Source organism: Myxococcota bacterium, assembly GCA_035498015.1.
Lineage (GTDB): Bacteria > Myxococcota_A > UBA9160 > SZUA-336 > SZUA-336 > VGRW01.
This window is the reverse complement of record DATKAO010000243.1, coordinates 1-26,287: the sequence shown is the minus strand read 5'-3', so window position 1 is coordinate 26,287 and position 26,287 is coordinate 1. Positions and strand designations below refer to the sequence as shown.

Sequence of the window (26,287 nt, the reverse complement as noted above, 5' to 3'; positions counted from 1 at the left end):
TCGCTCGACCGCGAGCGCGGGCGGGTCTGCGTGCGCGCGGGCACCAAGCTGCACGCGCTGGGCGAGCCGCTCCTGGCCGCCGGACTGGCGATGCGCAACCTGGGCGACGTGGACGTGCAGGCGCTGGCAGGCGCGGTCTCGACCGGCACCCACGGCACGGGCCCGACGCTCTCGAACGTGTCTTCGCAGGTCGTGGGGGCGCGCCTGGTGCTCGCCAGCGGCGCGCCACTCGAGCTCTCGGCCGAGAGCGACGCCGAACGGCTCGATGCCGCGCGCGTGTCACTGGGGCTGCTCGGCGTGTTCTCGACCCTGACCCTGGAGACCGTGCCGGCGTTCCGCCTGCACGAGCGCATCTGGCGCACGGGCATCGAGGAGTGTCTCGCCGAGCTCTCGGCCGACGTGGCGGCGCAGCGCCACTACGAGTTCTGGTGGTACCCGCACAAGGACTACGCGGAGCGGAAGTCACTGGCGCTCACCGACGCGCCGCCCGAGTCGGTGGCGGGCCGCAAGGGCGAGCGCATCGACTGGAGCGCGCGCATCTTCCCGTCGCTGCGCGAGCTGCGCTTCAACGAGCTGGAGTACTCCGTGCCCGCCGCGGCCGGCCCGGCCTGCTTCCGCGCGGTGCGCGAGCGCATGCGCACGCGCTGGCGCGAGGTCGTCTGGCCGGTCGAGTACCGCACGCTCGGCGCCGACTCGGCCTGGCTCTCCACCGCCCACCGGCGCGACTCGGTCGCGATCTCGCTGCACCAGGACGCGAAGCTCGAGTGCGACGCGTTCTTCGCCGACTGCGAGCCGATCTTCAGCGAGCACGGCGGCCGCCCGCACTGGGGCAAGCTGCACAACCTGGGCGCGCGCGAGCTGGCCGAGCGCTACCCGCGCTGGAACGACTTCCTGGCCCTGCGCCGCGAGCTCGATCCCCGCGGGCTCTTCCTGAACGAGTATCTCGCCGGCCTGTTCGCCTAGGAGAAGTGGCCGCGGAAGACGACCTGGTCGGGCTTGGTGCGCGTCCCGGTCACTTCGACCTTGTAGCCCGCCAAGAGGTTCTGCGCGAGATACTCGATGAAGCCCTCGCCGATCGTGATCAGCGGATCGGCGTAGTGTCTCGCGTCGTCGACCGTGGTCTGGAACGTGCCGGCCTCGACGTTGCTCTCGAAGCTCCAGCGCGAGAAGTTGTAGAGCACGGCGCCCATGGTGGCGGCGATGGTGCCGACGCGGTGGCCCCAGGTCTCGACCGTGGCCTCGAACTGACCGTAGAGTCCCAGCTTGTGGAGTCTCTCGGCCGCGCGCATCCCGCGCTCGCGCAGATACTTGTGCACGTCGCGCCCGGCCTCCAGCGCGATCAGGAGCTCGAGCACGCGCAGGTAGGTGGCCACCGGGACCCAGCCCGAAGCGGCGAGCTGCTTGCCCAGGTAGCCCAGGTCGTCGGGCTCGAGCTGCGCCTCGAGCTCGGCGCGCGACAGGCGGCCGGACTCGATCAGCCGCGCGATGTCGTCGGCGGCCGACTGGAAGCCCGTGGCCTTGATGGAGGGAACGTCGGGCACTGGGGACTCCGGCTTTTGCGATGCGGATCGGCATCCGGGAGGCAGGATTGAGGCGCTGTAACGCGGGCGGCCGCTCGCGCGTGAACACGTTGAACCCGGGCGGGTCCCGGTGAGGGCGGCGGAAGTGGCGCAGGAAGCGAGAGTGGCGGTGGTCGGCGGCGGGCTGGCGGGGCTTTCGGCGGCGGCGTTCGCGGCGCGCGCGGGTGCGCGCGTGACGCTGTTCGAGCGCCTGACCGAGACGGGCGGGCGCGCCCGTACCCGCGTCGACGACGGCTTCGCGTTCAACATGGGCCCGCACGCGCTGTACCTGCAGGGGCCGGCGATCGCGTCCCTGCGCGAGCTCGGGATCGAGCCCGCGGGCGGCTCGCCCCCGACCTCGGGCGGGCTGGCTTGGCTGCGCGGGCGACTGCACGCGCTGCCCGGTGGCACCGTGTCGCTCATGACCACGGGCCTCTTGGGCGTGGCCGAGAAGCTCGAGCTGGCGTCGCTCATGACGCGCGTGGCGAAGCTCGCGGAGCAGACCGGCGCCAGTGAGTCGGTCGACGAGTTCCTGGCGCGCGAGCTGCGCCACGAGGGCGTGCGCGAGCTTTTGCGCGGGCTCGTGCGACTCACGAGCTACTCGAACATGACCGACCGCATGTCGGCGCAGGCGGCGCTCGCGCAGGTCGCGCTCGGCCTCGGCCCCGGCGTGCGCTACGTCGACGGCGGCTGGAGCGCGCTGGTCGACGCGCTCGAAGCGCGCGCGCGCGAAGCGGGCGTCGAGCTGCGGCGCGGCGCGAAGGTCGAGCGGGTGGTGCACGACGGCCGCGCGCGCGGCCTCGAGCTGGCCGGCGGCGAGCGCTGCGCCGCCGACGCCGTGATCCTGACCGGCGGCCCCGACGAGTCGAGCGCGCTGGTCGACGGCGGCGGGCACCCGTTCTTCGCGCGCGTGCGGGAGCGGGCCGTGCCGGTCCGCGCCGCGTGTCTGGACCTCGGGCTGGAGGGCCTGCCGAGCCCGAAGCGCCTGTTCGCGCTCGGCATCGACCGGCCGCTCTACTACTCGGTGCACTCCGCGGCCGCGAAGCTCGCGCCCGAGGGCCGGGCGACCGTGTGTCTCGCGCGCTACCTCGGCGCCGACGAGCGGCCGGGCCGCGAGGAGCTCGAGGCCGACTTCCACGCTCTGCTCGACGCCCTGCAGCCCGGCTGGCGCGAGCGCGTGGTGACTCGCAAGCTGCTGCGCGAGCTGGTCGTCACGCACGACCTGCCGCAGGCGGCGCTCGGCGGCCTGGCGGGGCGCACCCCCGGCGCAGTGAGTGGCATCGCGAACCTGTATCTCGCAGGTGACTGGATCGGGCCCGACGGCCTGCTCGCCGACGCCTCGTTCGCGAGCGCCCGGGCGGCGGCGCGCGCCGCGGCGGGCGCGGACGGGGTGCGCGTGGCAGCATGAGCTCCGCGATGTCCGACGCCTCGCCCGCGCTTGCGGCCGACCTGTCGCGCGTGTTCGCCGACGAGCGCCGCTTCCTGTTCGGGCTCGCGTACCGGATGACCGGAAGCGGCGCCGACGCCGACGACATCGTGCAGGAGACGTTCGCGCGCGCGCTCAGCCACCCGCCGGCGCGCCGCGACGTGCCCTGGCGGCCGTGGCTGGTGCGCGTGGCGCTGAACCTGGCGCGCGACGAGCTGCGCCGGCGCCGGCGCCGTGGCTACAAGGGGCCGTGGCTGCCCGAGCCGCTCGACGACGCCGAGCTGGTCGAGCCCGCGCACGAGCCGCTCTCGACCACCGGCCGCTACGAGCTGGTCGAGAGTGTCTCGTTCGCCTTTCTGCTCGCGCTGGAAGCGCTCAGCCCGGCCCAGCGCGCGGTGCTCCTGCTGCGCGACGTGTTCGAGTACACGTCGGCCGAGGCCGCCGAGGCGCTCGATCTGTCCGAGGCGAACGCGCGCGTGCTCCTGCACCGTGCGCGCCGGGCGCTCGCCGACTACGACCGGAGCCGCTTCGTGCCCGACCGCGCGGCGCGCGAGCAGTCAGTCGAGGTCCTGGGCCGGTTCATGGCCTGCTTCGCCAAGCAGGACGTCGCGGGCATGGAGGCTCTGCTGGCCGAGGACGTCGTGACCTTGAACGACACCGACGGGAAATACCCCGCCGCGGGCGTGGCGGTCACCGGGCGCAACAAGGTCGCGCGCTTCCATGCGGGCATCGCGCGGCTGCGCACGGCGCAGGTGCCGCGCGTGGTGCTGCGCTGGCTGAACGGCGCTCCCGCGCTCCTGGTCGACTATTCGCCGGTGACCGACCGGCTCGCGCCGCGCTTCGTGACCACCGGTGAGATCGACGCCCACGGCCGGGTGCGGCGCATCTACACCGTGCTCGCGCCCGCGAAGATCGCGCGCGCGTTCCGCAGCTTCTGAGCCGGCCCCTCGACCCGAGGGCTCAGCCCATGGGGTAGAGGATCTCCTTCGAGACCGCGTCGCAGGCCGCGAGCACGTCGCGGGAGAGCGTCACGTCGGCGGCACGCAGTGAGTCCTCGAGCTGGTCGACGCGGGTCGCACCGATGATGGTCGAGCCCACGAAGTCGTGCGCGAGCGTCCAGGCCACGGCCAGCGTCACGACCGGCAGACCCGCGTCGGCGGCGATCTTCGCGAAGCGCTCGGTCGCGCCCAGCGTCTTTGGGTTCACGAAGCGCCGAGTCATGACCTGCTGGCGCGGGTCGTTGCCGCGGTAGCGCGAGAAGCGCGCGCCCTCGGGAAACGCGCCGCCCAGATACTTGCCCGACAGCACGCCGCCCGCGATCGGGCTGTACGGCAGGAGACTCAGCTTCTCGCGCCGGCACACGTTCGCGAGCTCGTCCTCGAAGCGCCGGTTCAAGAGCGAGAAGTTGTTCTGGATCGTCTCGTAGCGGGTCACGCCGCGCGCGTGCGACGCCCACAGACTCTTGGTGAGTCCGTACGCGCTCTCGTTGCTGCAGCCCACGTAGCGCACCTTACCGGCGCGCACGACGCGGTCGAGCGCCTCCATGACCTCTTCGCAGGGCAGGTCCGGGTCGGGCCAGTGAGTCTGGTACAGGTCGATGTAGTCGGTGCGCAGCCGGCGCAGACTGCCTTCGACCGCGCGCTCCACGTTGTGGCGGTCCAGAGCCGTGCGCCCGCCGCGCACCGCGGCGCGGAACCAGCCGCCGCTGGGGCCGGCGATCTTGGTGGCGACGAACAGAGTCTCGCGCCGGCCGCGCTTCTCCAGCCAGCTGCCGACGATCTCTTCGCTGCGGCCCGCCCACTTCTCGTCGGGCGGCACCGGGTAGATCTCGGCCACGTCGAGGAAGTCCACGCCCTTCGCGTCCGCGAAGTCGAGCATGGCATGACTCTCCTTCTCGTCGGCGAAGCTCCCGAAGGTCATCGTGCCCAGACAGATTTCGGACACCACCAGGCCGGTCTTGCCGAGTCTTCGCGTCTTCACGTGCTGCGCTCCCGAGTCAGTGGGTGGGGGTGCGCCAGCTTACACGAACACTAGAGCGACGAGGGAACGGGCAGGTCGGCGCGCTGCGCCTCGGGCAGGCGCTGCCAGAGCTGCCGGTACACGAAGCGCGCATCGCCGACGTCGCCCGGCCCCACGCCCACGCGCGGGCCGTCGCGCACCACGAGCAGCGCCGCGCGCGCCAGGTCGCGCACGTTGCCGCGCCGCGGCTCGCGGTAGCGCGCCCAGATCTCGAGCAGGCTCGCGCGCAGCTTGGAGGGCGTGGCGAATGCGCCGTCCGCGACCAGGATCGTGCGGCGCTCACTCTCGATCACGAGGTCGGCGCACGAGATGCCGTCACACACGGCGCGCGGGTCGTTGCGCAGCCGCACGTCGGGCGCGAACTCGAAGCCGCCCGCCGAGAGCTCGGCGAGCGCGGGCGCGAGCTCGGGCGTGCGGTCGGGCGGCTGGAAGAGCGCGCAGGCCGAGAGGGCGAGCGCCAGGAGCCCGGCGAGGGCCATCCGGACGCGCGCGGTCCGTGCGCCCGTCAGCGGCCGCCGCGCCGGCGGCGCCGCCGGCGTCCGCCGCCACCGCCTTCGCGTCCGCCACCGCCCTCGGCGCCGGAATCCCGGCGGCGCGGCGCCTGCTCGGCACGGGCCTCGTCGTGGCTGCGCTCGCGCGCGGGAGCGGCGCTCGCGGGCGCGGGCTCCTCGCGCGCCGGGGTCGCCGGGTGGCGGTGCTCGAGATACTCGTAGAGCACGGCCGAGAGCAGGCGGCGGCCCTGCGGCGTGGCGCAGAGTGACTCGACGGTGGGCAGGTGGGTCTCTTCGCGGGCCTGGCGGTCGGCAGCCGGCACGTCGCGCAGATGGTGCTCGATCTCGACCTGGAGGCGCTCGGACTCGCGGGTCGCCACGTCGGCCTCGCTGGGCAGCTTTCGTTCGGGAATCACGATGCGGTTCACTTTCTGGAGTGTGCGGAAGTTTCCGATGTCGAGGCCGGACACGAGCGAGATGGCCGTGCCGGACTTGCCCGCGCGGCCGGTGCGACCGGTGCGGTGCGTGTAGACCTCGGGTGAGTCGGGCGAGGTGTAGGAGATCACGTGCGACAGGTCGCTGATGTCGATGCCGCGCGCCGCGACGTCGGTGGCGACCAGCACGCGCAGCTCGCCCGCCTTGATGCGCTTCATCACCGCCTCGCGCGCGGCCTGGGTCATCTCGCCCTGGATCATGTCGGCGTCGATCTCGTTGCGCTGCAGGTAGCGGGTCACGAAGCGCACGTCGTCGCGCGTGTTGCAGAACACGAGCGCCGAGTCGGGCTCCTCGAAGCGCAGGATGCGCAGCAGCGCCTTCTCCTTCTCGGTCGCCGGCACCACGTAGTGCCAGTGCTCGATCTCCTCGGGCGCGCGCACGCCGCCCTCGGTGAGTGACACGAACTCGGGCTCGTGCAGGAACACGCGCGCGAGCGAGACCACGCGCTGCGGCATGGTGGCGGAGAACAGGCCGGTGAGCCGGCGCTGCGGCAGATACTTCTGGATCTCGCGCATGTCGGGCCAGAAGCCCAGCGAGAGCAGCTCGTCGGCCTCGTCGAAGATCAGCACCCGCAGCTTGTCGAGCTTCAGGTTGCCCGAGCCCAGGTGGTCGAGCAGCCGGCCCGGCGTGCCCACCACGATCTGCGCGCCGCGCGAGAACGCGTCGAGCTGCGGACCGTAGGCCGTGCCGCCATAGACCGCGATCGTGCCCACGTCGAGATACTTGGCCATCAGCCGCAGCTCGTTCTCGATCTGCAGCGCCAGCTCGCGGGTCGGCGCGAGCACGAGCATCTGTGCCGCGCGCAGGCCCGGGTCGATGATCTCGAGCGAAGGCAGGCCGAAGCCGCCCGTCTTTCCGCTGCCGGTCATGGCCTGTGCGATCAGGTCGCGCCCGCGGCGCATGACCGGGGTGACTCGCCGCTGCACGGGCATGGGCGCGGACCAGCCCATCTCGGCCACCGCGCGCCGGATCGGCTCCGAGAAGGTCTCGAAGCCGAGGAGCTGTTCATCTGGGGTCGGAGGCTGCGTCGGCGGCGGGGAAGCGCCGGTGGCGCTCATCGCTTGGCGCTCATGGAATTGCGTCGATCCTCTCCAGCACTACACGGGACAGTGTCGCTTCGACCAGTCCCTTCACGTCCAGATTCCGCTCGATCGCCTCGATCGCCTCGGGACGCGTCCACGTCGCCGGCTGTCTCGGCATGAGGAAGCTGCAGCAGTCCTCGTCGGGTTCGATCGAGATCGTGTAAGTGCCCACGTGTTTCGCGAGTGACACGATCTCGGCTTTGTCCAGGCCGACGAGCGGCCGAAGCACGGGCAGGGTAGCCGCCCGGTTGATGGTGTCGAGGTTGGCGAGGGTCTGCGAAGACACCTGCCCCACGCTGTCTCCCGTCACCAGCGCCAGGGCCCGCTCGCGCTCGGCCAGCGCCTCGGCGATGCGCAGCATGAAACGGCGGTACAGGACGATGCGCGGCTCGGAGGGGGCCTCGCGCACCAGCGCCTGCTGCAGCTCGGCGAAAGGCACCAGCCACAGCCGGCTGGGGCCGTGCCAGCGCGCCAGATGCGCCACCGCATCCCGCACCTTCTGCTGGGAGGCCGTGCTGGTGTAGGGCGCGCTGTGGAAGTGGACGAAGGACACGGCGCAGCCGCGCTTCATGGCCAGCCAGGCCGCCACCGGGGAGTCGATCCCGCCCGACACCAGCGCCAGCACCCGGCCGGCCGAGCGTACGGGCAGTCCGCCCGGGCCCGGCCAGCGGTCGTGCAGCAGCAACACCTCGCCGTGTAGGGCGTGGAGCTCGACCCAGAGCTCGGGTGCGTCGAGGTCGACCGTGGCGCCGGTCTGCGCCCGGATCCGGTCGCCGAGCTCGATCGCCAGCTCCTGCGAGCGGAACGGCAGAGACTTGTCGACGCGCCGCACGCGCACGCCGAAGGTGCGGAACTCGCGGCCGGCCACGAACCGGTCGACCAGCGCCGTGATGCCCTCGCGCGTGGGGGGGCCCGACGTGGCCACGCTCGCATAGGCCACCCCGAACACGCGCGAGATACTGTCGGCCACCGCCGCGAGCTCGACCGAGTCGGGCAGCTCGAACAAGAGCCGCCCGAACAGCCGGCGCCCGCGCACCCGCCCCAGCGGCGCCAGCGCGCGCTCCAGATTCACGCGCAGGCAGTCCTCGAAGCGGGGCCGGTTCTTGCCCTTGAGCCCGATCTCCGCGTAGTGGACGACGATCTTCACGGCTGCGGATTCTAGCGCTGGCAGGAGGGGCAGAAGTGAGTCCCGCGCGCGCCCACCACGATGCGCCGGATGCGCGTGCCGCACTTCGCGCAGGGCTCGCCCTTGCGCGCGTAGACCCGGCGCTCGTCCTGATAGCTGCCGTCGGAGCCGTCGGGCGCCACGTAGTCGCTGATCGAGGAGCCGCCGGTCTCGATCGAGCGCAACAGGACCTTCTTCAGCGCCGCCACGAGCTTGCGGCACTCGGCGCGAGACACTCGGTTGGCGGCGCGGCGGGGCCGGATCCCGGCCAGGAACAGCGCCTCGTCGGCGTAGATGTTTCCGACCCCGGCGATCGGGTCCTGGGCGAGCAGCAGGTTCTTGATCGCCACCCGGCGCGTGCGCGCGGCCTCGTACAGCTCGTCGCCGGTGGCCGCGAGCGCGTCGACGCCCAGCTTCTCGAGCCGCGGGTCGCTCTGGCCGGCCTCGAGCAAGCGCACCTTCCCGAACTTCCGCACGTCGCGGAAGTAGAGCGCCGGCCCGCCGTCCTCGAACTCGACGCGCAGGTGTGTGTGGCGGTCGGGCACGAACGCGACCTGGGCCTCGGGAGTCAGCGAGGCGCGCGTGGCCGCGGACAGGAGCCGCACCGAGCTCGCGTGCTCGGCGAAGAGCTGGCCGGTCATGCCCAGGTGGAGCAGCAGGCGCCGGCCGTCGTCGAGCTCGGCCAGCAGGTACTTTCCGCGCCGCTCCAGCGCCTGCACCGTCCGGCCCGGCAGCTCGCGCTCGAGCCGCGCAGGCGGGGTCAGGAAGAAGTAGCTCTTGCGCGTGGTGTGGACCTTGGAGATGCGCCGCCCGACGAGGTACGGAGCGATGCGGCGGCGCGTGACTTCGACCTCGGGGAGCTCCGGCACGGCCACAGTCTAAACCAGCGCCGGGCAGCCTCCGCCGCTACGTTCAAGGCCATGCACATCACGCGCGACACGGTGCTGTACATCGCGAAGCTGGCGCGGCTGCAGCTCGCGGACCGGGAGGTCGAACGCATGCAGCGCGACCTCGACGCGCTGCTCGGCTACTTCGACAAGCTCGCGGCGCTCGACACCGCGGGCGTGCCGCCCACGACACACGTGCTCGACATCGCGACCCCGCTGCGCAGTGACCGGGTGGCCGGCGTGCTGCCGGTGTCCGAGGTCGTGCGCAACGCGCCCGAGCACACCGACTCGGCCATGGTGGTCCCGAAGGTGCTCGAGTGAACGAGGTCTGGAAGGCGGGACTGGCGCAGCTCGCGCTGCACGTGGAGAGCGGCGACGTGTCGTGCCGCGAGGTGGTCTCGGCCGCGCTCGAGCGCATCGCGCGGCTCGATCCGAAGATCGGCGCGTTCCTGCGTCTGCGGCCCGAGGCCGCGCTGGCCGAGGCCGAGGCCGCCGACGCCGCGCGCCGTGCCGGCCGCGCGCGCTCGCGCCTGCACGGCCTGCCGATCGCGGTGAAGGACATCTTTGCCAGCCGGGAGTTCGAGACCACCTGTGGCTCGCGCATCCTGTCCGGGTTCCGCGCGCCCTACGACGCCACGGTGCTCGAGAGACTGCGCGAGTCGGGCCTGGTGGTGGTCGGTTCGACCAACATGGACGAATTCGCCATGGGCTCGTCGACCGAGAACTCGGCGCTGGGCCGGACGCGCAACCCCTGGGACCTGGCGCGCATTCCCGGCGGCTCGTCGGGCGGCAGCGCAGCGGCGGTCGCGGCGCGGCTCGTGCCCGCGGCGCTGGGCACCGACACCGGCGGCTCGATCCGCCAGCCGGCGGCGCTCGAGGGCATCGTGGGCCTGAAGCCGACCTACGGCCGAGTGTCTCGCTACGGGCTGGTGGCGTTCGCGAGCTCGCTCGACCAGATCGGGCCACTCACTCGGAGCTGCGCCGACGCCGCGCTGCTCCTGGGCGCGATCGCCGGCCACGACCCGCGCGACGCCACGTCGTACCCCGCGCCCGCGCCGAACTTCGTGGCGGCGCTCAGCGGCGACGTCTCGGGCCTGCGCATCGGCCTGCCGCGCGGCTTCTTCGACGCGCCGGCCGCCGACGCCCAGACCATGGCGCGCGCGCGCGAGGCGCTCGAGACGCTGCAGTCACTCGGCGCGAAGACCGTCGAGGTCGAGCTGCCTCACAGCGCACACGGCATCGCCACCTACTATCTGATCTGCACGGCCGAAGCCTCGTCGAACCTGTCGCGCTACGACGGCGTGAAGTACGGCTTCCGTGCCGCCGGCGTCGAGTCACTCGAGGACATGTACGAGCGCACCCGCTCCGAGGGCTTCGGGGCCGAGGTGAAGCGCCGCATCCTGCTCGGCACCTACGTCTTGTCCGCGGGCTACTACGACGCCTACTACCGCAAGGCGCAGCAGGTGCGGACGCTGATCCGCCGCGACTTCGAGCGCGCGTTCGAGCTCTGCGACGTGGTCGCCACGCCCACCACGCCGGGCCCGGCCTGGAAGCTCGGGGAGCTGGTCGACGACCCGCTGCAGATGTATCTCGCCGACGTGTACACGGTGACCGCCAACCTGGCGGGCCTGCCTGCGCTCTCGCTGCCCTGCGGCTTCTCGGGCGCGCTGCCCGTCGGGCTGCAGCTGCTCGGGCGGCCGCTCGACGAGGCCACGGTGCTGCGCGTGGGCGACGCGTTCCAGCGCCACACCGACTTCCACGAGCGCGTCCCCCCCGGAGTGAGTCCATGAGGCGCTGGCTGCTCATCGCCGCGGCGCTGGTCGTGGTGCTGTTCGTGGCGGCGGGCGTGGCGCTGTACTTCTTCGACCCCGAGACGCTGCGCGGCCCGCTGCAGAAGCAGGCCAGCGCCGCGCTGGGCCGCGAGGTCACGCTGGGCAAGATCCAGCTCGCGATCTTCCCGCTGCCGGCAGTGCAGATCGACGACGTGCGCATCGCGGGCCCGAAGCCGAGCGATCCGCCGCTGGCGCAGATCGCCGCGCTGAGGCTGCGCGTGGCCGTGCTGCCGCTCTTGGCGAAGAAGGTGGTGCTGCGGGCGCTCGAGCTCGAGTCGCCGCGCATCGTGATCCCGTTCGACAAAGAGGGGAAGCCGATCCTGCCCGGCGCGCCGAAGACGGCCGAGGCCGAGAAGCCGCCCGCCGGCGGGAAGCCGGGCGAGAAAGCGGCGAAGCCCGCGAGTGAGTCCGCCGGGCTCGCGCTCGCGGTCGACCGGATCAAGGTGCACGACGCCGACGTGACGGCCGGGCCGTGGAAGGTCCAGCACGCGAACGTCGACGGGCACCTCTCGCTCGACGGCAGCGGCGCCTTCAAGTACTCGGCCGATCTCCCGGGGCTGGCCGCGCTGCAGCACGGCGAGGTCGAGCTCGCCAAGCTCACGAGCGCCGCGCCCCAGGTCGACGCGCGCGGCGAGTTCGCCGCCGCGCTGGCCGACGTGCGCAAGCGTTTCGCGTTGACCCAGGACGTGACCGGCATGGCCACGGGCGAGTATGCCGTGACCCTGGTCGGCAACGACGTGCGCGCGGCCAGCGCCAGCGTCGACGTGCCCGACCTTCTGCTGCGCAGCGGGAACCTGGTGGTCTCGGGTCCCGCTCGCGGTCACGCCGTGCTGGGCGAGAGCTACTCACTCGACCTCTCCGACGCGCGCGTGGAGCAGACCGGCGTGTTCGCCAAGCCCAAGCGCACCACCCTTTCGGTGACGGGCAAGCTCGGCAAGGAGGCGTCGCCCGCGGCTCTGCGCGAGGCGCTGGTGAAGATCGGGCAGAACGAGCTGCCGCTCACGCTCGACCTGGCCAAGAAGCCCATGGTGGTCCATCTCAGCAAGACCACGCTCGACCTGGCGAAGCTGCACGAGCTCCTGCCGCCCGACAAGCCGCCGCTCGGCGGGCGGGTCCAGATCCAGGGCTTCGACGTGCAGCTCCAGCCGCTGCGCGTGACCGGCAACGGCACGCTCGACGAGGTGGAGACCAAGCTGGCCAACGGGCCAGTCACGATCTCGGGCCCGCTGCGCGGGCGCGGTGAGTCGGTGGGCGTCGAGAACGCGACCGCGCTCGTCGGCGGGCAGAAGATCGGCATCAGCGCGAGCTACGCGCTCGAGAGCGGCACGGTCACCGCGGACTACGACATCGGCAAGGCCAATCTCGGCCAGCTCGTCGAGGCGCTCGCGGGCCGCAAGGAGCTCGACGGCACGCTCGACACGGGCGGTCACGTGGAGATGCGCTCCGCCGGTCTCTCGACCCTGGGCGGGAAGGGCAAGATCGCGATCCAGCCCGGCAAGATCCAGGGTTTTTCGCTGGTGAAGCAGGTCATGGGCTCACTCGCGGCGCTGCCGGCGCTGGCGCTGGCCGCCAAGGGCAAGGACATCTCGAAGTACGAGCAGGAGGAGTTCGAGCACCTGACCGCCGACTACACGATCGCGGACGGCCGGGTGCACACCGACAACCTCGAGCTCGCCTACCAGGACGCGACCGCCTATCTGAAGGGCTCGGTCGGGCTGGTCGACCGCGCGCTCGACCTCACCGGCAAGGTGGTGCTGACCAAGAAGGCCGACGCCGAGTTCGCGGGCCAGGGCCGCTCCAAGGAGCGGGTGATTCCGATCAGTCACATCGGCGGGACCTACGACTCACCGCGCGTGGAGCTCGACCAGAAGACGCTGGCCAGCCTGGCCTACGTGTACGTGGGCGACGACAAGGTGCGCAAGAAGCTCGACAAGGCGCTCGGCCCCGGCGGCGCCGACGCCGTGCAGGGCGTGCTCGACGGGCTGCTCGGCGGCGGCGGAAACAAGAAGAAGAAAGACCAGCAATGAGCTTCTTCACGGTCCGGCTCGACGGCGACGACGTCGTCCTGCTCGACCAGCGCCTCCTGCCCGAAGAGGAGCGCTATCTCCGGCTCTCGAGCGGCGAAGAGGTCGCGCGCGCGATCGAGGACATGGCCGTGCGCGGCGCGCCGGCGATCGGAGTCACTGCCGCGATGGGCGTGGCCGTGGAGCTGGGGCGCGCCGGGGCGCTCTTGTCGGCGGCGTTCGACCGCGTGGTGGCGCGGCTCTCGCGCACGCGCCCGACCGCGGTGAACCTGCGCTGGGCGCTCGAGCGCATGCGCGCCGAGCTGGCGCCGCTCCTGGCCGACGGCGCCGCGCCCGAAGCGGTGCGCGCCGCGGCGCGCGCGGCGGCGCAGCGCATCGCCGACGAGGACGTCGCGGCCTGCCGCGCGATCGGCGACGCCGGCGCGCGCCTGATGCCGCAGGGCGCGCGAGTCCTGACTCACTGCAACGCGGGCGCGCTCGCGACCGCCGGCTACGGCACGGCGCTGGGCGTGGTGCGCAGCGCCGCGCGCGAAGGCCGGCTCAAGCACGTGGTGGCGCAGGAGACGCGCCCGTTCCTCCAAGGCGCTCGACTCACCGCCTGGGAGCTGGCGCGCGACGGCATCCCGGTGCGGCTGATCACCGATTCGATGGGCGGCGCGCTGATGGCGCAGAAGGCCATCGACGTCGTGGTCGTCGGCGCCGACCGCATCGCCGCCAACGGCGACGTGGCCAACAAGATCGGGACCTACACGGCGGCGGTGCTCGCCGACGCGCACGGCATCCCGTTCTACGTGGCGGCGCCGTTCTCGAGCGTCGACCTGTCACTGGCGACCGGCGCCGAGATCCCGATCGAGGAACGCAGCGCGACGGAAGTGACCACGATCGCCGGCAAGCGCATCGCGCCGCCTGGGGTGGAGGCTCTCCACCCTGCTTTCGACGTCACACCGGCGGACTTTGTGACCGCGATCATCACCGAGCGGGGCGTGATCCGTCCGCCGTTTGCGGAGGGACTTGCGGCTCAACGAAGGCCGAGCGACGGCCGATGACTCCCGAGGACGCACCGACGCGTCCTGGCGGAGTATCTGTCGTTGGAAGTCCTGATCGTCGAGGATGATCGGGCGCTCGCCCGCACGATCGCGCGCGCGCTCGAGCAAGCCGGCTACAGCTGCCGGCAGGCGCACGACGGCAACGCCGCGCTCACCGAGACGGCGAAGGCCAAGCCCGACCTTCTGCTGATCGACCTTCTGTTGCCGAAGAAGGACGGCCAGGCAGTCATGGCCACCTTGCAGGCGTCCGACGGCACGCGGGGCATCCCGATCATCGCCATGAGCGGTGTGTTCCGCGGCACGTCGGCGATGAAGAGCGTGATGTCGGCGGGCGCGAAGGCCTTCATCGAGAAGCCGTTCGAGGCGCACGTCCTGATCGACCAGGTTTCCCGGCTGATCGGCAAGCCGACGCCGCCCGAGCTGGCCGCGCCGGCAGACACCATCGACCTCGCGAAGGAGCCGGCGATCGAGGTGCTGTGGAGCGCCATGCGCGCGAAGACCACCGGCGCCGTGCACTTCGAGGCGGGCAAGCGCAAGAAGGTGATCGTGCTCGAGAACGGCCAGCCGCTGGCCGTGCGCTCGAATCTGGCGCGCGAGTCACTGGGCCGGCGCCTGCTGGACGCCGGGCGCATCGACGAGCTGACCTTCAACGAGTCGATCCGCCGCTCCAAGGCGACGGGCAAGCGCCAGGGCGAGCTCCTGGTGCAGATGGGCGCGATCAGCGACGCGGCGCTGCGCGAGGTGCTCGAGGAGCAATCCGCCGACAAGCTCACCGACATCTTCTCCTGGACCGAGGGCCGCACCTGGACCCAGTCGGGCGTGCGCGCCGTGAGTCTCTCCACCGAGCTCCACGGCTGGACGCCGCGGCTCACGGTGCTGCGCGGCGTGGGCCGCGTGAGTCCCTCGATCATCGCCAAGCGCCTGCAGCCCTACGAGGGCTGCGAGGTCTCGCGCGAGCTGATGACGCTCGACGAGGGCGAGAACGCCGACGCGGTGAAGCTGCTGTGGGAGACGGTCGCCGAGCCCAAGCCGATCTCCGCGCTGATGCGCCACCACGCCTCGACGCTCTACGGCCTGTGGCTGATCGGCGCGCTCGCGGTGCACGTCGACGACGCCTCCACGCCGCGCACTCTGCCCGGCGTGGGCTCGGCGGGGGCTGCGCTCGCGCTCGAGGGCAAGCTGCGCGAGGCGCTCGCCCAGCACAAGTCACAGACTCACTTCGAGGTGCTGGGCGTCGCCGACGACGCCTCGCCGGACGACGTGCGCAAGGCCTTCATGAGCCTGGCCAAGACCTTCCACCCCGACAAGGTGAACCGCGTCGCGCCGCAGCTCGGCGAGATCGCGGCCAAGGTCTTCGCGCGCCTGTCCGAGGCGCACGACACGCTCGCGTCACCCGAGAAGAAGCAGATCTACCTGAACCAGCTCAAGCGCAGCCGCTCGGCGCAGGCCGACCGCGCCGAGGTCAACCGCATCCTCACCGCGGAGCAGCAGTTCCAGCGCGCCGAGGAGGCCGTGCGCCGGCGCGACTGGAACGGGGCGCTCGAGGCGCTGAAGTGGGCGCTCGAGCTCGACGCCACCGAGGGCGAGTTCTACGCGCTGCGTGGCTGGGTGCTGTACCTGCAGTCGCAGGACGGCGGCGACGGCAATCCCGAGCCCGCGCTCGACCAGATCAAGAAGGCGATCACGATCTCGCCGCAGTCGCCGGCGGGTTACTACTACCTCGGGCAGATCCGCAAGGGTTGCGGAGATCACGCGGAAGCGGAGAAAATGTTCCGCAAGACCACCGAGCTGCGCCCCGACCACATCGAGGCCAACCGCGAGCTCCGGCTGTATCAGATGCGCCGCGCCAAGGGCGACGAGACGGTCAGCGGGAGGCTCTTCGGAAGAAAGAAGAAGTAAGTGCCCGTCGAGAAGACCGAGCGCGTCTGGCACAACGGCAAGCTGATCGCCTGGGACGACGCCAACGTCCACATCCTGACTCACACGCTGCACTACGGCCTGGGCGTGTTCGAGGGCATCCGCTGCTACCGCGCCGACGACGGCGCGGGCAACGTGTTCCGGCTCAAGGAGCACGTGGAGCGCCTGTTCGGCTCGGCGCGCATCGTCGAGATCGGCATGACCTACAAGCGCGCCGAGATCGAGGCCGCGATCCTCGACACGCTGCGCGCGAACCGCATGGCCGAGGGCTACATCCGCCCGCTCGTGTATCTGGGCGCGGGCGCGATGGGGCTCCTGCCCAAGGACAACCCGACCCAGGTCGCGATCATCGTGTGGCCGTGGGGCGCCTATCTGGGCGACGAGGGCCTGGAACGCGGCATCCGCGCCAAGGTCTCGTCCTACACGCGCCACCACCCCAACGTGTCGCTCACCAAGTCGAAGACCTGCGGCGACTACGTGAACTCGATCCTGGCCAAGCGCGAAGTGACTCGCATGGGCTACGACGAGGCGGTCATGCTCGACACGTCGGGCCTGGTCGCCGAGTGCAGCGGCGAGAACATCTTCATCGTGCGCCGAGGCGTGCTGAAGACGCCCCCGCTGGTGTCGGTGCTGGAAGGCATCACGCGCGACTCGGTGATCCGCATCGCGCGCGACAAGGGCATCGAGGTGGTCGAGCAGTCGATCACGCGCGACGAGGTCTACACCGCCGACGAGATGTTCCTGACCGGCACCGCCGCGGAGATCACGCCCGTGCGCGAGCTCGACGACCGCACGATCGGCGCCGGCTCACGCGGGCCGATCACCAAGACCATCCAGAGCACGTTCTTCGACGCGGTGAAGGGCCGGGACCGGAAGTACGAGAGCTGGCTGACCCGGGTCTAGTTGACTTCGCTCGGCTGCGCCTCGCTGCGCGGCCCTGACCTAGCCGATCGCGTAGCCGAAGATCTCGTCCATCACGCGGTCGCGCTGCGAGTCGGTGAGTGACTCGTCGGCCGGCAGCAACAGCCCCGTGGCGCGCGCGTGCTCGGCGGCGGGCAGGCTCGCGAGCTCGCGCTCGCCGAGCGGGAGCCGCAGCCGGCGCGTCTCGATGCCGGCTTCGGCCAGGAGCTTCCCGAGGTCGTCCGCGGCCGCGCGCGCGAAGCGCGTGAGCCGCAGCAGGTAGCCCGAGTAGGTCGAGAGCGCGTCTTCCGGCGTGGGCGGCACGCGGAAGGCGTCGTAGCGCGAGAACTCGCTGGAGTACGCGCTGGCGCTGCGGCGGCGCGCGGCCAGGCGGTCCTCCCAGCGCTCGAGCGCCTCGAGCCCCAGGCGTGCGAGACCGTCCGGGGCGCGCTCGGACGCGACCGCGGACTCGAGGTCCTTGGCCAGAGACTCGGGCGCGGTCACGAGCGCGAGCTCGAAGCCGGGCGCGTGGCAGCCCAGCGGCACGCGGAACACGGCGCTGCACGGGCTGCGGCCCAGGCGCGAGCTGCCGAAGCGCGCTCCCAGGCTCTCGCAGCCGTCCTCGATCACCTCGAGCCGGCGCTCCTCGGCCAGCGCGTACAGCGCGTCGAGCTCGGCGGGCTGGCCGAGCGGGTGCGAGATCAAAAGACCCCGCGTGCGCGGCCCGATCGCCGCCGCCGCGGAGGCCGCCGCCAGAGTGAGTCGCTCCGGGTGCACGTCGGCGTACACCGGCTGGAGCTCGCAGGCGCGCAGCGCGTCGACCAGCGCCGCCGAGGCCACACCGGGCACGACCACCTCGTCGCCCTTGTCGAGCCGCACGCCGCGCAGCAGCGCCCGGAAGCCGGCGCGCGGCGTCTCGAGCGCGAACACCCGCTCCGCGCCGAGATACTCGGCCGCGCGCCGCTCGAGCGCATCGCAGGCAGACCCAGCCGGGCCGCGCACCGACAGCGCCGCGAGGCCCGCGCCTGCTTCGGCCGGAGCCTCGAACGGGATGGCGAACGCGCGCTCGACGCGCGGCTGCGCGTGGCGATCGAGAAACTCTTCCAGGCACAGACTCAGCTCTTCGAGCATGGCGAGATACAGATCGCCCGGATCCAGCTCCGCGGTCTGCGGCGGAAGCTGGCGGCGCAGGAGCTCCTGGCCGCGCTGGCGCAGGCACACCGCGGGCTTGCCGCCCGCCAGCGAGTCGGAGAGCTCGACCAGCCCCAGCCGGCAGTTGCCGCCGATCGAGAGCGGAATCTCGGTGTGCACGCCGAGCGCGATCGCGAGCTCGGGCCGGATCCGGTCCTCGAGCCAGCGCACGACTTCCTCGCCCAGCTTGTGACCGCTGCGCGCGGGAATGCCCGCGCGGTCGCACAGCTCGAGTATCTCGGGGCAGAAGTCGCGTTCGCCTCCGCCCTCCACGCCGATGAACGCGACCACCCGCTCGCCGCGCTCGAGCAGCCGCTCGAGCACACTCACTGCGCGGTAGGTTCCGCCGATCACGAGGATTCTCGGTCCGTTGCGCCCCATGACTGCCTCGGGCTGAGCCGTGAGCAAGCGCCATGCCGGCCGCAGGCCTGCGACAGATGCGAGCACGAGTGCCCAAGCTCGCCCCGCAGCGTGGGTAGGGTGCCCACGCGGTCCTCGGACGTGCTGTCTGAATTCCGTCAGCACCGTCAAATCCGCGTAGGCGCGAGCGCGGAGGGGCGTGCTAGGGTCTTCGCCCGTGAGCCAAACCACCCCGCGAAACGCCACGCGCGCCGTCCGCGCCGGTCCGGTCCAAATCGGCGGCGGCGCTGCGATTTCCGTCCAGAGCATGTGCGCCACCCACACCCAGGAGGTGGAGCGCACGGTCGAGCAGGTCGAGCGCCTGGCCAAGTCCGGCGCGGCGCTGGTGCGCGTCGCCGTCGACAGCAAGGCCGACGCCGAGGCGCTGGCCGAGATCCACCAGCGCACGTCCGTTCCGATCGTGGTCGACTTACAGGAGCACTACCGGCTCGCGCCGCTGGTCGCTCCGCACGTGGCGAAGCTCCGCTACAACCCGGGTCACCTCCACCACCACGAGCGCGACAAGAAGATGCGCGACAAGGTCAAGTGGATCGCCGACGTCGCGGGTCGAGCCGGCTGCGCGCTGCGCGTGGGCGTGAACTGCGGCTCGGTGGCGCCCGAGTACGCCGAGCGCTTCCCGAATGACTCGATCGACGCGATCGTCGCCTGCGCCGTGGATCACTGCGGCATGCTCGACGAGCTCGGCTTCCACAACTTCGTGGTGTCGATCAAGGACTCGGACCCCGCGAACGTGATCGCCGCCAACGAACGCTTCGCGCACGAGCGGCCCGACGTGCCGATCCACCTGGGAGTCACTGAGGCGGGCATGCTGCCCAACGGCGAGATCAAGACGCGCATCGCCTTCGAGCAGCTGATCGCGCGCGGCATCGGCGACACCATCCGCGTGTCACTCACGCTGCCCAACGACCGCAAGCACGAAGAGGTCGTGATCGGCCACAAGATCCTGGCCGACATCGCCGAAGGCCGCTTCCGCTCCGTGCCCGTGCTGCAGGGCCTCAACATCATCTCGTGCCCGTCGTGCTCGCGCGTCGAGAACGAGGCGTTCGTGGACCTGGCCGAGAGGGTGCGCGAGATGACCGCCTACGCCGCGAGTCACGACGTCACCATCGCGGTCATGGGCTGCCGCGTGAACGGCCCGGGCGAGACGGACGACGCGGACCTCGGCCTGTGGTGCGGCCCGCGCCACGTGAACATGAAGCGGGGCGGCGAGAAGGTCGGCTCGTTCGGCTACGACGAGGTGCTCGTGCGCCTGCGCCAGGAGCTCGACGACGTGATCGCGAAGAAGGCGGCGCGCGCATGAGGATGCTGCACACGATGCTGCGCGTGGGCGACCTGGAGCGCTCGCTCGCGTTCTACACCGGGCCGCTCGGCATGAAGCTCCTGCGCCGCACCGACTTCCCGGGCGGCCGCTTCACGCTGGCGTTCGTGGGCTACGGCGACGAGTCGGATCACACCGTGCTCGAGCTGACCCACAACTGGGACACAAAGAGCTACGACCTGGGCGCGGGCTACGGGCACATCGCCCTGGGCGTGCCCGACGTGTACGCGACCTGCGCACAGCTGAAGGAGCAGGGCGTCAAGGTGACTCGCGAGCCCGGCCCGATGAAGCACGGCACCACCGTGATCGCGTTCATCGAGGACCCGGACGGCTACAAGGTCGAGCTGATCCAGGGCCGCTAGGTCTTATTGACTTCGCTCGCCTGCGGCTCGCTGCGCGCGGCTGCCCGATGATCGCGCGGGCACCCGACCCGCGCTCCGGCGCTTGCCCGGCCCGCCGCGGGCGGCCGCGGACGGGCCGGAGCTCGTGGTGCGTCGGGATTCGAGAAGACCGGGTCCCGCTGACTTCGCTCGCCTGCCGCTCACGAAGTCGATTTGTCAGGCCAGCTCGAAGCGGCCCGTGCTCGCGCTCCGGTAGGCGGCGTGCAGCCAGGCGAGTGACTGCGCGCCCGGGTCGACGCGGTGCTCGCTGCTGCGCCGCTCGCGCAGGAACTCGCGTAGCACGGCCACGCGTGCGGCGTGCGGATCGTGCGCGCCCGCCAGCACGCTGCGGCTGCCGTCTTCGCGCACGAGCGAGGTCTGCGCCCAGCCGACCGAGATCTCGCCGCGGTCGCCGATGCAGCGCGCGATCGGCCGCGCCGCCGACGGGTTCCAGGACAGCGTGAGGCTGGCGAACAGGCCCGCGCCGTGGTCGGTCTCGACGCGCACCTCGTCCTCGACCTCGCCGCCCTGCGCCGAGGCGCTGTGCGTCATGTGGATGCGGCGCAGCGGGCCCGCGAGTGTCTCTGCGATCTCGAGCGCGTCGCCGCCCAGCTCGAGCCACACGCCGCCGCCCGACAGCGCGGGGTCGCCGCGCCAGCCGGCGCGCGCATCGCGCTTCTCGCCCAGCGACACCTCGAGCGCGCACAGCCGGCCGATCTCACCTTCGCGGATGCGCTCGGCCGCGCGCGCCACGCCCGGGTCGGCGCGGAAGCGGCCGATCGTGAGCGCCACCCGGTCGATGCGCTCGGCGAGCTCGGCGATCCGGTCGGCGTGGTCGGGCACGGTGGCGAGCGGCGGCTCGATCAGCACGTCCACGCCCGCGCGCAGCAGGGGCTCGGCGGTCTCGAGCCGGACCGCGGGCGGGGTGCACAGGATCGCGACGTCGGTCGCGCGGCCGTCCGCGAGCAGCTCCGCCACGCTCTCGAACGTGCGCAGGCCGCGCGCCGCGAGCGGCGCGCGCTGCACCGGGTCCGGATCGACGCACGCCGCGAGCTCGAGCTCGGGCAGCTCGGTCAGGGTGGCGAGCCAGTCACGCGCCGCGGCGCCATGGCCGACCAGCGCGAGTGTCTTGAGCGAAACGGCCGACATCTGGGGGGTGACTCGGGTGCTTCAGCTGCAGGCGGCGACGGCGGCGGCCGTCTCGCGGGCCAGGGTGACTTCGGTGTCCCAGCCGACCGGCCGCGGGTAGGCCTGTGCCGAGGTGCACAGGAACACGCGCGTGTTGGAGAGGCGGGTCGGGAGGGTGCGCCGCAGGTTGCCGACCAGCGTGATCGGCTCCGCGGCGTCGTTGTGGGACACGTGCACGGCCTCGACGTCGCGGGCGTCGAAGCCGGGGAACCAGGTGCGCAGGCTGTCGAGCGCCTGCTTGCGCACGACGTCGTCCGGCAGCTTGAACGCGTCGGTGTGCGGGCCGCACTCGTTCCGCACGTACAAGAGGTGCCGCCCGCCGAGTGACTCCGACGGCACCACGTGCGTGGCCTCGACCGTGCGCTGGAACGGCAGGTCGCGGTCCATGAACGCGGTCTGGTAGTACTCGCCCAGCCGGCGCTGCAGGATCACGAGCGCAGTGACTCGGCCCTGGTAGGGCACGTCCAGGCTCGGCAGCTCGCGCGCCAGCTGGCCGCCCGCGAGCTTCGCCAGCTCGCCCGGGGGCAGCGTGGCCACCACCGCGTCGACGCGCCGCTCCGCGCCGTCGACCTCGACCAGCGCGTGCGTGCCGCCCGTCTCGACGCCCGAGACCTCGGCGTGCAGCCGCACCTCGCCGCCGCGCGCCTCGATCGCACGCCGCAGACGCTCGCCCAGCCAGCCGATGCCGCCCCGCAGATAGCCGAATACCTCGCGGCGCCCGGCCTGGTAGGCGTTGAGCTGGCGCCAGACCCAGTACGCGGGGATCTCCTCGGCGTAGGCGCCGAAGCGCACCTCGAGGAACGGCCGCCACCAGTTCTCGTAGACGCGCTTGCCGAACACCGAGCTCAGCCAGTCGCCCGCGGGCACCGCGTGCAGGTTCAGCGCGTAGCGCTTGAACTGGGTGGCGTAGGCCAGGCCGATGCCCGCGCGCAGCCAGTCCATGCTCGGCAGGCCCATCAAGCCCGCGGTGCGCAGCAGGTCACTCGCCGAGCTCACCGGGTAGAAGACGCCGTCCTTCGAGATCGCCGAGCGCGTCGGCCGCCACGCCACGCGGCCCAGGCCGCCGAGATCCGCGAGCAGCCCGCACAGCGCCGTGTCACTGTTGCGCAGCGGATTCGAGAATCGGTCGATGCGCAGTCCCTCGTGCACAATCGGCGAGCCGAGCTGGCCGAGCGCTCCCGAGGGCTCGAGCACGAGCGGAGTGTGCCCGTTGCGCGCGAGATAGTACGCGCACGCGAGCCCCGCGACTCCACCGCCCAGAACCGCGACCCTCATCCTGCCACTCCCGCACCCAGCCAATCGCAACGCCGCTCGAACACTGCTTGGAGCTCCCGACACCGCCGTGTGTGACTCGGCTCACGCAAGTGCGATGCCAGCGCTCTCGGGGCGCCGTGCTCCGGGGGTTGGGGTGTCAGCCAGATCGCGGACATCACCCGGCCACCTGCCAATCCGCGTATCCGAGCTCCAAGGCGCTTGCGATCGTACAGGAAATTTCCGTGCGAGTGGACTGAAAACCCCCACAGATCGAGGGATCCGCCGCGGAATTTGCGTGCAGGAGTGATGTCGGGGTCGTGAGCACCCGGCACACCTCTGCGACACGCAATCTGAGTAGTTCGCTACTCACTCGTGGTGGCGCGGTGAGCCACACGCAACCGCTGACCGGAACCGTGCGTTCGGACTGGGAAACCCGGCGTCGCTGCCGGCGCCGCGCGGACGGCGCGGGAGCTGCGGGGATAGACTGCGCCGCGAGGAGGATCCGATGCCCGTTGCGCTTCCCGCCGTGAGCCTGGCCGCCGTTCCTGGACGCCGCAGGGCCACGCTCGAGCTCGCCCGTGAGATCGAGCGCCGCGGCTTTAGTGGCATCTACTGCCCGAGCTTCGGCGACGGCGTGGGTCTCTGCGAGGCACTCGCGCTCGCAACCGAGCGGATTTCCTTCGGAACCAGCATCGCGAACATCTATCTCCGCCACGTCGTGGACTACGCGCAGACGGCGTCCCTGATCCACGAGCTCTCGGGCGGGCGCTTCGCGTTCGGCGTGGGCGTATCTCACGGCCCGGCGCTAGACCGGCTGTCCGTGAAGGCCGGGCCGCCTCTGCGCGACATGCGCGCGTTCGTGGCCGGGCTGCGCGGGGCGCCGCGCACGGGCGAACTCCCGCCGATCGTCCTCGCCACGCTACGCAAGAAGATGATCGCGCTCGCTGCAGAGGTCGCCGACGGGATCGTGTTCGCAAATGCGGCACGGTCGCACATGAACGAGTCACTCGCGGTCCTTTCGCCCGCGAAGGCCGGTGACCCGAAGTTCTTCGTGGGCAACATGATCCCCACGTGCATCTCCGACGACGAGCGGGCCGCTGCCGCGGTCAACCGGAAGACCCTGATCGGCTACGTGTCACTTCCGAACTACCGCAACTACTGGCGCGAGGCCGGATACCAGGAAGAGATGGACGCGATCGAGAAGGCGATCACGGCCAAGGCGTTCGACGACGTGCCGAAGCTGATGAGTGACCGCTGGCTGTCCGACGTCACGCTCTACGGCTCCGAGCGCCGCGTGCGCGAAGGGCTCGAGGCCTGGTACGAGGCCGGCGTGCGCACGCCGATCCTGGTGCCGTCGTCTACGGCGGGCAATCAGCTGAAGGCATTCGAAGAGCTCTTCGCCTGTTTGTCCTGATTGACTACGTTCGCCTTCGGCTCACTGCGCGCGCCTGACTTGTGATCGCATGGGCACCCTACCCATGCTCCGGCGCTTGCGGCCCTCGCTCAGGGCGGCCTTCGCTCGGCCTCGCAGTGACGATCCGCCAGCTCGAGAAGACTGCTCGCGCCTGACTTGTGATCGCATGGGCACCTCACCCTACCCATGCTCCGGCGCTTGCGGGCCTCGCTCAGGGCGGCCTTCGCTCGGCCGCTAGCTCGAGAAGACCGGGGGTCAGTGACCCTTGCGCTGGAGGCCCTGGACGGACAGGAAGTCCTGGGTCTCTTCGCCGGCGGGGGGCTCGCTGGCCAGGAGATAGGACTCTCTGCGCCAGCCGCCGCCCTCGCCCGCCACGGTGAAGCTCTGCGCGACGGGCACCATCGTGCCGTAGCTCGAGCTGCCGTCCGTGCCGTTGCCCTGCCACTGCGCGGCCTTGCGGTCGTCGGCGCTGAAGCGGCTGGCGAAGATCCCGACCTCGTAGACGGCGGTGTTCGAGCGGCGAGACACCCAGTAGAGCGGCTGCAGGGTGAGCGCGTCGACCCACAGCGAGATGCCCGCCACCACGCCGTCGGGCGCCTTGCGCTTGCCCTCGAGCACCAGCGCGCGGCGCAGGTCCCAGCGGTCGCTCGCGAGTGACAGGCCGCTCGGGCCGAAGTTCCGCGACGGGTCGGGCGGGTAGCCCGCGGCGCGCACGTTGGCGGGCGCGAGCACGTCGCGCAGACCGCCGAAGCTCCACTCGTAGGCGTTGGGCCGGATCACCAGGCCCACGAAGCCCTTGCGCAGCGGCTCGGTGGCGGCGATCGCCGGGTTGCCCACGTCGGCGGTCTGGCCGTCGGGCATGCTCATGCCGATGTTTCCGACGGAGCGCGCGCGCGTGAAGCTCGGCACGTACACGCCCTCGGCGTTCTGCGGCGGCGCGCGCCGCACTTTGCGCTCGTCGGGGAGATACACGAAGACCTCGTCGCTGGTCTTCCAGTCCGCCTCGACCGCGGTCGGCTGGAACTGCCGCCAGGCCAGGCCGCGCGCGGTCTCGGGTGACTCGAAGGTGCCGCCCGCCGCGAAGCGCTCCTTGCGGTCGCCGGCGTCGATCCCCGGCACGCCCTGCAGCGGCAGGAAGAAGAAGCGCCCGGTGTACTGCTCCAGGTCGTGGCCGTTCTTGGTGATCTGAGTGACTCGGAACGGTCCGCGGTAGCCCGCCGCCTGGTAGCGGTAGCGGTAGTCCCAGGCCACGCGCTGCGCGAAGTCCGGCGCGGACACGTCGAGTGACTCGAGGCCGAACGGCAGGCCCGAGCCCGAGTAACCGGTCAGGTTGCCCGAGCCGTCGAGCCCGGCCTTGCCCGCGCCCGCGGCCGTCGCGTCGGAGAAATATGCCGGCGCGGGATAGCGCCGGTAGCAGGGCCCGATCTCGAGCTCCATGCCCTCGAAGAAGAACTGCTCGCGCCGCTGCCACACCTCGTCGGGCAGCCAGCCCTGGAGACGCGGGATGTTCTTGATCTCGAGTCTCTCGCCCGGGTGGAACGCGCCGGGCACGACGTCGGAGGGCGGCGGCGAGCCCTCCTTGCCCCACTGGATCGGCCGGGGCGCGCAGCTCCCCTCGGGCGGCACGTCGATTCCGCCGGCCGCGGCGGCCCAAGGTACAAAGCACACGAGAAACAGGCCTGTCGTCCGAGCCAGCGATCTTCTAATCACTTCCCAATGCCTCGCGATGAAGTGGCCGCCGCCATGCAAACGGGTCGCCCGCTGCGCCTGCATCTGCGCGACGGCGAGGTGGTGGTGGCTCGCATTCTCGACTTCGACGCCGAAGCGCTGCGCTTCGCTCCAATCCAATCGTCGCGGCCGGAGCGCTACGCCGTGTGCGACTCGACGGGCTTCGTGGTGCGTTTCGCCGACCTCGAGCGAGCCGTGTTGCTTTCCCATCCTCGGCCGCCCAGGAAGGGTCAGACGCGGCCGCGCAGGTGACCCAGGGTCGCCTCGTGCAGGAGGCCGTTGCTGGAGACCAGGCTGCCCGCGTAGATCGAGCGCTCGCCGCTGAGTGCGGTCGCGCGTCCGCCGGCCTCCTCGACCACCACCTGGAGCGCCGCGATGTCCCACGGCTGGACGATCGGATCGACCGCGATCTCAGCCGCGCCCGCCGCCACGAGACAGTGCTGCCAGAAGTCACCGAAGCCGCGCTGCCGGTGAGTCACTCGTGCGAGCTCGACCAGGCCCGGCGGCGTGCGCACGCCCTCGTAGCCGCCGATGCTGCCGTGCAGGAGCTG

24 protein-coding genes are annotated in these 26,287 nt (G+C 71.6%); 13 read left to right on the top strand and 11 right to left on the bottom strand.

All coding sequences use genetic code 11. The annotated features are described in order from the left end of the window. Positions 1–963 (top strand): D-arabinono-1,4-lactone oxidase (locus tag VMR86_21495; GenBank protein HTO09640.1); only part of this gene is annotated, 963 nt, incomplete at its 5' end. On the opposite strand, the gene VMR86_21490 is transcribed toward VMR86_21495, so the two are convergent. After that, a complete protein-coding gene (locus VMR86_21490) occupies positions 960–1,541 on the bottom strand; it encodes a hypothetical protein (GenBank protein ID HTO09639.1) in 582 nt (193 codons plus the stop codon). The two genes, VMR86_21495 and VMR86_21490, sit on opposite strands and share 4 nt — an antisense overlap. Positions 1,542–1,650: 109 nt before the next feature. Between VMR86_21490 and VMR86_21485 the strand changes: the two genes are divergently transcribed. Together VMR86_21485 and VMR86_21480 are read left to right on the top strand one after the other, a co-directional pair. Further along, a complete protein-coding gene (locus VMR86_21485) occupies positions 1,651–2,967 on the top strand; it encodes an NAD(P)/FAD-dependent oxidoreductase (protein HTO09638.1) in 1,317 nt (438 codons plus the stop codon). Beyond that, positions 2,964–3,923 (top strand): sigma-70 family RNA polymerase sigma factor, encoded by a 960-nt coding sequence (locus VMR86_21480; protein ID HTO09637.1) that lies wholly within the window; start codon positions 2,964–2,966, stop codon positions 3,921–3,923. The genes VMR86_21485 and VMR86_21480 overlap by 4 nt, the downstream gene beginning before the upstream one ends. A gap of 22 nt (positions 3,924–3,945) precedes the next feature. Here VMR86_21480 and VMR86_21475 read toward each other — a convergent pair whose 3' ends face one another. The 5 genes from VMR86_21475 to mutM are packed head-to-tail and all read right to left on the bottom strand — an operon-like array spanning position 3,946 to position 9,106. Then, positions 3,946–4,965, bottom strand: a complete 1,020-nt coding sequence (locus VMR86_21475; protein HTO09636.1) for an aldo/keto reductase — start codon at positions 4,963–4,965, stop codon at positions 3,946–3,948. A gap of 50 nt (positions 4,966–5,015) precedes the next feature. Then, entirely contained in the window at positions 5,016–5,483 is a 468-nt protein-coding gene (locus VMR86_21470) for a hypothetical protein (GenBank protein ID HTO09635.1), read from the bottom strand. A gap of 26 nt (positions 5,484–5,509) precedes the next feature. Further along, complete coding sequence (locus tag VMR86_21465; protein ID HTO09634.1) at positions 5,510–7,048, bottom strand: DEAD/DEAH box helicase; 1,539 nt, start codon at positions 7,046–7,048, stop codon at positions 5,510–5,512. A 10-nt stretch (positions 7,049–7,058) separates the two neighbouring features. After that, on the bottom strand, positions 7,059–8,219 hold the full coding sequence (gene thiI / locus VMR86_21460) for a tRNA uracil 4-sulfurtransferase ThiI (GenBank protein HTO09633.1): 1,161 nt from the start codon (positions 8,217–8,219) through the stop codon (positions 7,059–7,061). An 11-nt stretch (positions 8,220–8,230) separates the two neighbouring features. Next, positions 8,231–9,106, bottom strand: a complete 876-nt coding sequence (gene mutM / locus VMR86_21455; protein ID HTO09632.1) for a bifunctional DNA-formamidopyrimidine glycosylase/DNA-(apurinic or apyrimidinic site) lyase — start codon at positions 9,104–9,106, stop codon at positions 8,231–8,233. 51 nt (positions 9,107–9,157) lie between these two features. On the opposite strand from mutM, the gene gatC reads away from it, so the two are divergent. From gatC to VMR86_21425, 6 genes are read left to right on the top strand one after another with little or no spacing between them, the layout of a single operon-like run. Beyond that, complete coding sequence (gene gatC / locus VMR86_21450) at positions 9,158–9,445, top strand: Asp-tRNA(Asn)/Glu-tRNA(Gln) amidotransferase subunit GatC (protein ID HTO09631.1); 288 nt, start codon at positions 9,158–9,160, stop codon at positions 9,443–9,445. After that, the gene (gene gatA, locus VMR86_21445) at positions 9,442–10,914 is read left to right on the top strand and encodes an Asp-tRNA(Asn)/Glu-tRNA(Gln) amidotransferase subunit GatA (protein ID HTO09630.1); all 1,473 of its coding nucleotides are present in this window, start codon (positions 9,442–9,444) and stop codon (positions 10,912–10,914) included. Before gatC ends, gatA begins: the two co-directional genes overlap by 4 nt. Next, a complete protein-coding gene (locus VMR86_21440; protein HTO09629.1) occupies positions 10,911–12,983 on the top strand; it encodes an AsmA family protein in 2,073 nt (690 codons plus the stop codon). Before gatA ends, VMR86_21440 begins: the two co-directional genes overlap by 4 nt. Beyond that, on the top strand, positions 12,980–14,026 hold the full coding sequence (gene mtnA / locus VMR86_21435) for an S-methyl-5-thioribose-1-phosphate isomerase (protein ID HTO09628.1): 1,047 nt from the start codon (positions 12,980–12,982) through the stop codon (positions 14,024–14,026). The genes VMR86_21440 and mtnA overlap by 4 nt, the downstream gene beginning before the upstream one ends. A 42-nt stretch (positions 14,027–14,068) precedes the next feature. Then, on the top strand, positions 14,069–15,925 hold the full coding sequence (locus VMR86_21430) for a response regulator (protein HTO09627.1): 1,857 nt from the start codon (positions 14,069–14,071) through the stop codon (positions 15,923–15,925). After that, positions 15,926–16,846: a branched-chain amino acid transaminase gene (locus tag VMR86_21425; GenBank protein ID HTO09626.1), complete on the top strand. Its 921-nt coding sequence runs from the start codon at positions 15,926–15,928 to the stop codon at positions 16,844–16,846. 39 nt (positions 16,847–16,885) lie between these two features. Here VMR86_21425 and VMR86_21420 read toward each other — a convergent pair whose 3' ends face one another. Beyond that, positions 16,886–18,415 carry a DegT/DnrJ/EryC1/StrS family aminotransferase gene (locus VMR86_21420; protein ID HTO09625.1) on the bottom strand — a complete coding sequence of 510 codons (1,530 nt, stop codon included), beginning with the start codon at positions 18,413–18,415 and terminating at the stop codon, positions 16,886–16,888. 196 nt (positions 18,416–18,611) lie between these two features. Between VMR86_21420 and ispG the strand changes: the two genes are divergently transcribed. Together ispG and gloA are read left to right on the top strand one after the other, a co-directional pair. Continuing rightward, positions 18,612–19,754: a (E)-4-hydroxy-3-methylbut-2-enyl-diphosphate synthase gene (gene ispG / locus VMR86_21415; GenBank protein ID HTO09624.1), complete on the top strand. Its 1,143-nt coding sequence runs from the start codon at positions 18,612–18,614 to the stop codon at positions 19,752–19,754. Next, complete coding sequence (gene gloA, locus VMR86_21410; GenBank protein ID HTO09623.1) at positions 19,751–20,134, top strand: lactoylglutathione lyase; 384 nt, start codon at positions 19,751–19,753, stop codon at positions 20,132–20,134. The genes ispG and gloA overlap by 4 nt, the downstream gene beginning before the upstream one ends. Before the next feature lie 195 nt (positions 20,135–20,329). Here the strand turns inward: gloA and VMR86_21405 are convergent, their stop codons facing one another. Together VMR86_21405 and VMR86_21400 are read right to left on the bottom strand one after the other, a co-directional pair. Further along, positions 20,330–21,301: a Gfo/Idh/MocA family oxidoreductase gene (locus tag VMR86_21405; GenBank protein HTO09622.1), complete on the bottom strand. Its 972-nt coding sequence runs from the start codon at positions 21,299–21,301 to the stop codon at positions 20,330–20,332. Positions 21,302–21,322: 21 nt separating this feature from the next. Next, on the bottom strand, positions 21,323–22,615 hold the full coding sequence (locus VMR86_21400; GenBank protein HTO09621.1) for an FAD-dependent oxidoreductase: 1,293 nt from the start codon (positions 22,613–22,615) through the stop codon (positions 21,323–21,325). A 484-nt stretch (positions 22,616–23,099) separates the two neighbouring features. Here VMR86_21400 and VMR86_21395 point away from each other — a divergent pair, with 484 nt between their 5' ends. Next, entirely contained in the window at positions 23,100–24,008 is a 909-nt protein-coding gene (locus VMR86_21395; GenBank protein ID HTO09620.1) for an LLM class flavin-dependent oxidoreductase, read from the top strand. Positions 24,009–24,263: 255 nt separating this feature from the next. Here the strand turns inward: VMR86_21395 and VMR86_21390 are convergent, their stop codons facing one another. Continuing rightward, positions 24,264–25,634 carry a DUF1329 domain-containing protein gene (locus tag VMR86_21390; GenBank protein ID HTO09619.1) on the bottom strand — a complete coding sequence of 457 codons (1,371 nt, stop codon included), beginning with the start codon at positions 25,632–25,634 and terminating at the stop codon, positions 24,264–24,266. A gap of 117 nt (positions 25,635–25,751) precedes the next feature. Here VMR86_21390 and VMR86_21385 point away from each other — a divergent pair, with 117 nt between their 5' ends. Next, positions 25,752–25,988, top strand: a complete 237-nt coding sequence (locus VMR86_21385) for a hypothetical protein (protein HTO09618.1) — start codon at positions 25,752–25,754, stop codon at positions 25,986–25,988. On the opposite strand, the gene VMR86_21380 is transcribed toward VMR86_21385, so the two are convergent. Beyond that, on the bottom strand, positions 25,967–26,287 hold a 321-nt coding region (locus tag VMR86_21380), incomplete at its 5' end, for an inositol monophosphatase family protein (GenBank protein ID HTO09617.1). The two genes, VMR86_21385 and VMR86_21380, sit on opposite strands and share 22 nt — an antisense overlap.

Excerpts from the sequence above, each read along its gene's own strand:
- VMR86_21480 (HTO09637.1), top strand. The coding sequence starts at position 2,964 with ATGAGCTCCGCGATGTCCGACGCCTCGCCCGCGCTTGCGGCCGACCTG.
- VMR86_21470 (HTO09635.1), bottom strand. The coding sequence starts at position 5,483 with ATGGCCCTCGCCGGGCTCCTGGCGCTCGCCCTCTCGGCCTGCGCGCTC.
- VMR86_21465 (HTO09634.1), bottom strand. The coding sequence starts at position 7,048 with ATGAGCGCCACCGGCGCTTCCCCGCCGCCGACGCAGCCTCCGACCCCA.
- gatC (HTO09631.1), top strand. The coding sequence starts at position 9,158 with ATGCACATCACGCGCGACACGGTGCTGTACATCGCGAAGCTGGCGCGG.
- VMR86_21440 (HTO09629.1), top strand. The coding sequence starts at position 10,911 with ATGAGGCGCTGGCTGCTCATCGCCGCGGCGCTGGTCGTGGTGCTGTTC.
- mtnA (HTO09628.1), top strand. The coding sequence starts at position 12,980 with ATGAGCTTCTTCACGGTCCGGCTCGACGGCGACGACGTCGTCCTGCTC.
- VMR86_21420 (HTO09625.1), bottom strand. The coding sequence starts at position 18,415 with ATGGGGCGCAACGGACCGAGAATCCTCGTGATCGGCGGAACCTACCGC.
- gloA (HTO09623.1), top strand. The coding sequence starts at position 19,751 with ATGAGGATGCTGCACACGATGCTGCGCGTGGGCGACCTGGAGCGCTCG.
- VMR86_21405 (HTO09622.1), bottom strand. The coding sequence starts at position 21,301 with ATGTCGGCCGTTTCGCTCAAGACACTCGCGCTGGTCGGCCATGGCGCC.
- VMR86_21400 (HTO09621.1), bottom strand. The coding sequence starts at position 22,615 with ATGAGGGTCGCGGTTCTGGGCGGTGGAGTCGCGGGGCTCGCGTGCGCG.
- VMR86_21395 (HTO09620.1), top strand. The coding sequence starts at position 23,100 with ATGCCCGTTGCGCTTCCCGCCGTGAGCCTGGCCGCCGTTCCTGGACGC.
- VMR86_21385 (HTO09618.1), top strand. The coding sequence starts at position 25,752 with ATGCAAACGGGTCGCCCGCTGCGCCTGCATCTGCGCGACGGCGAGGTG.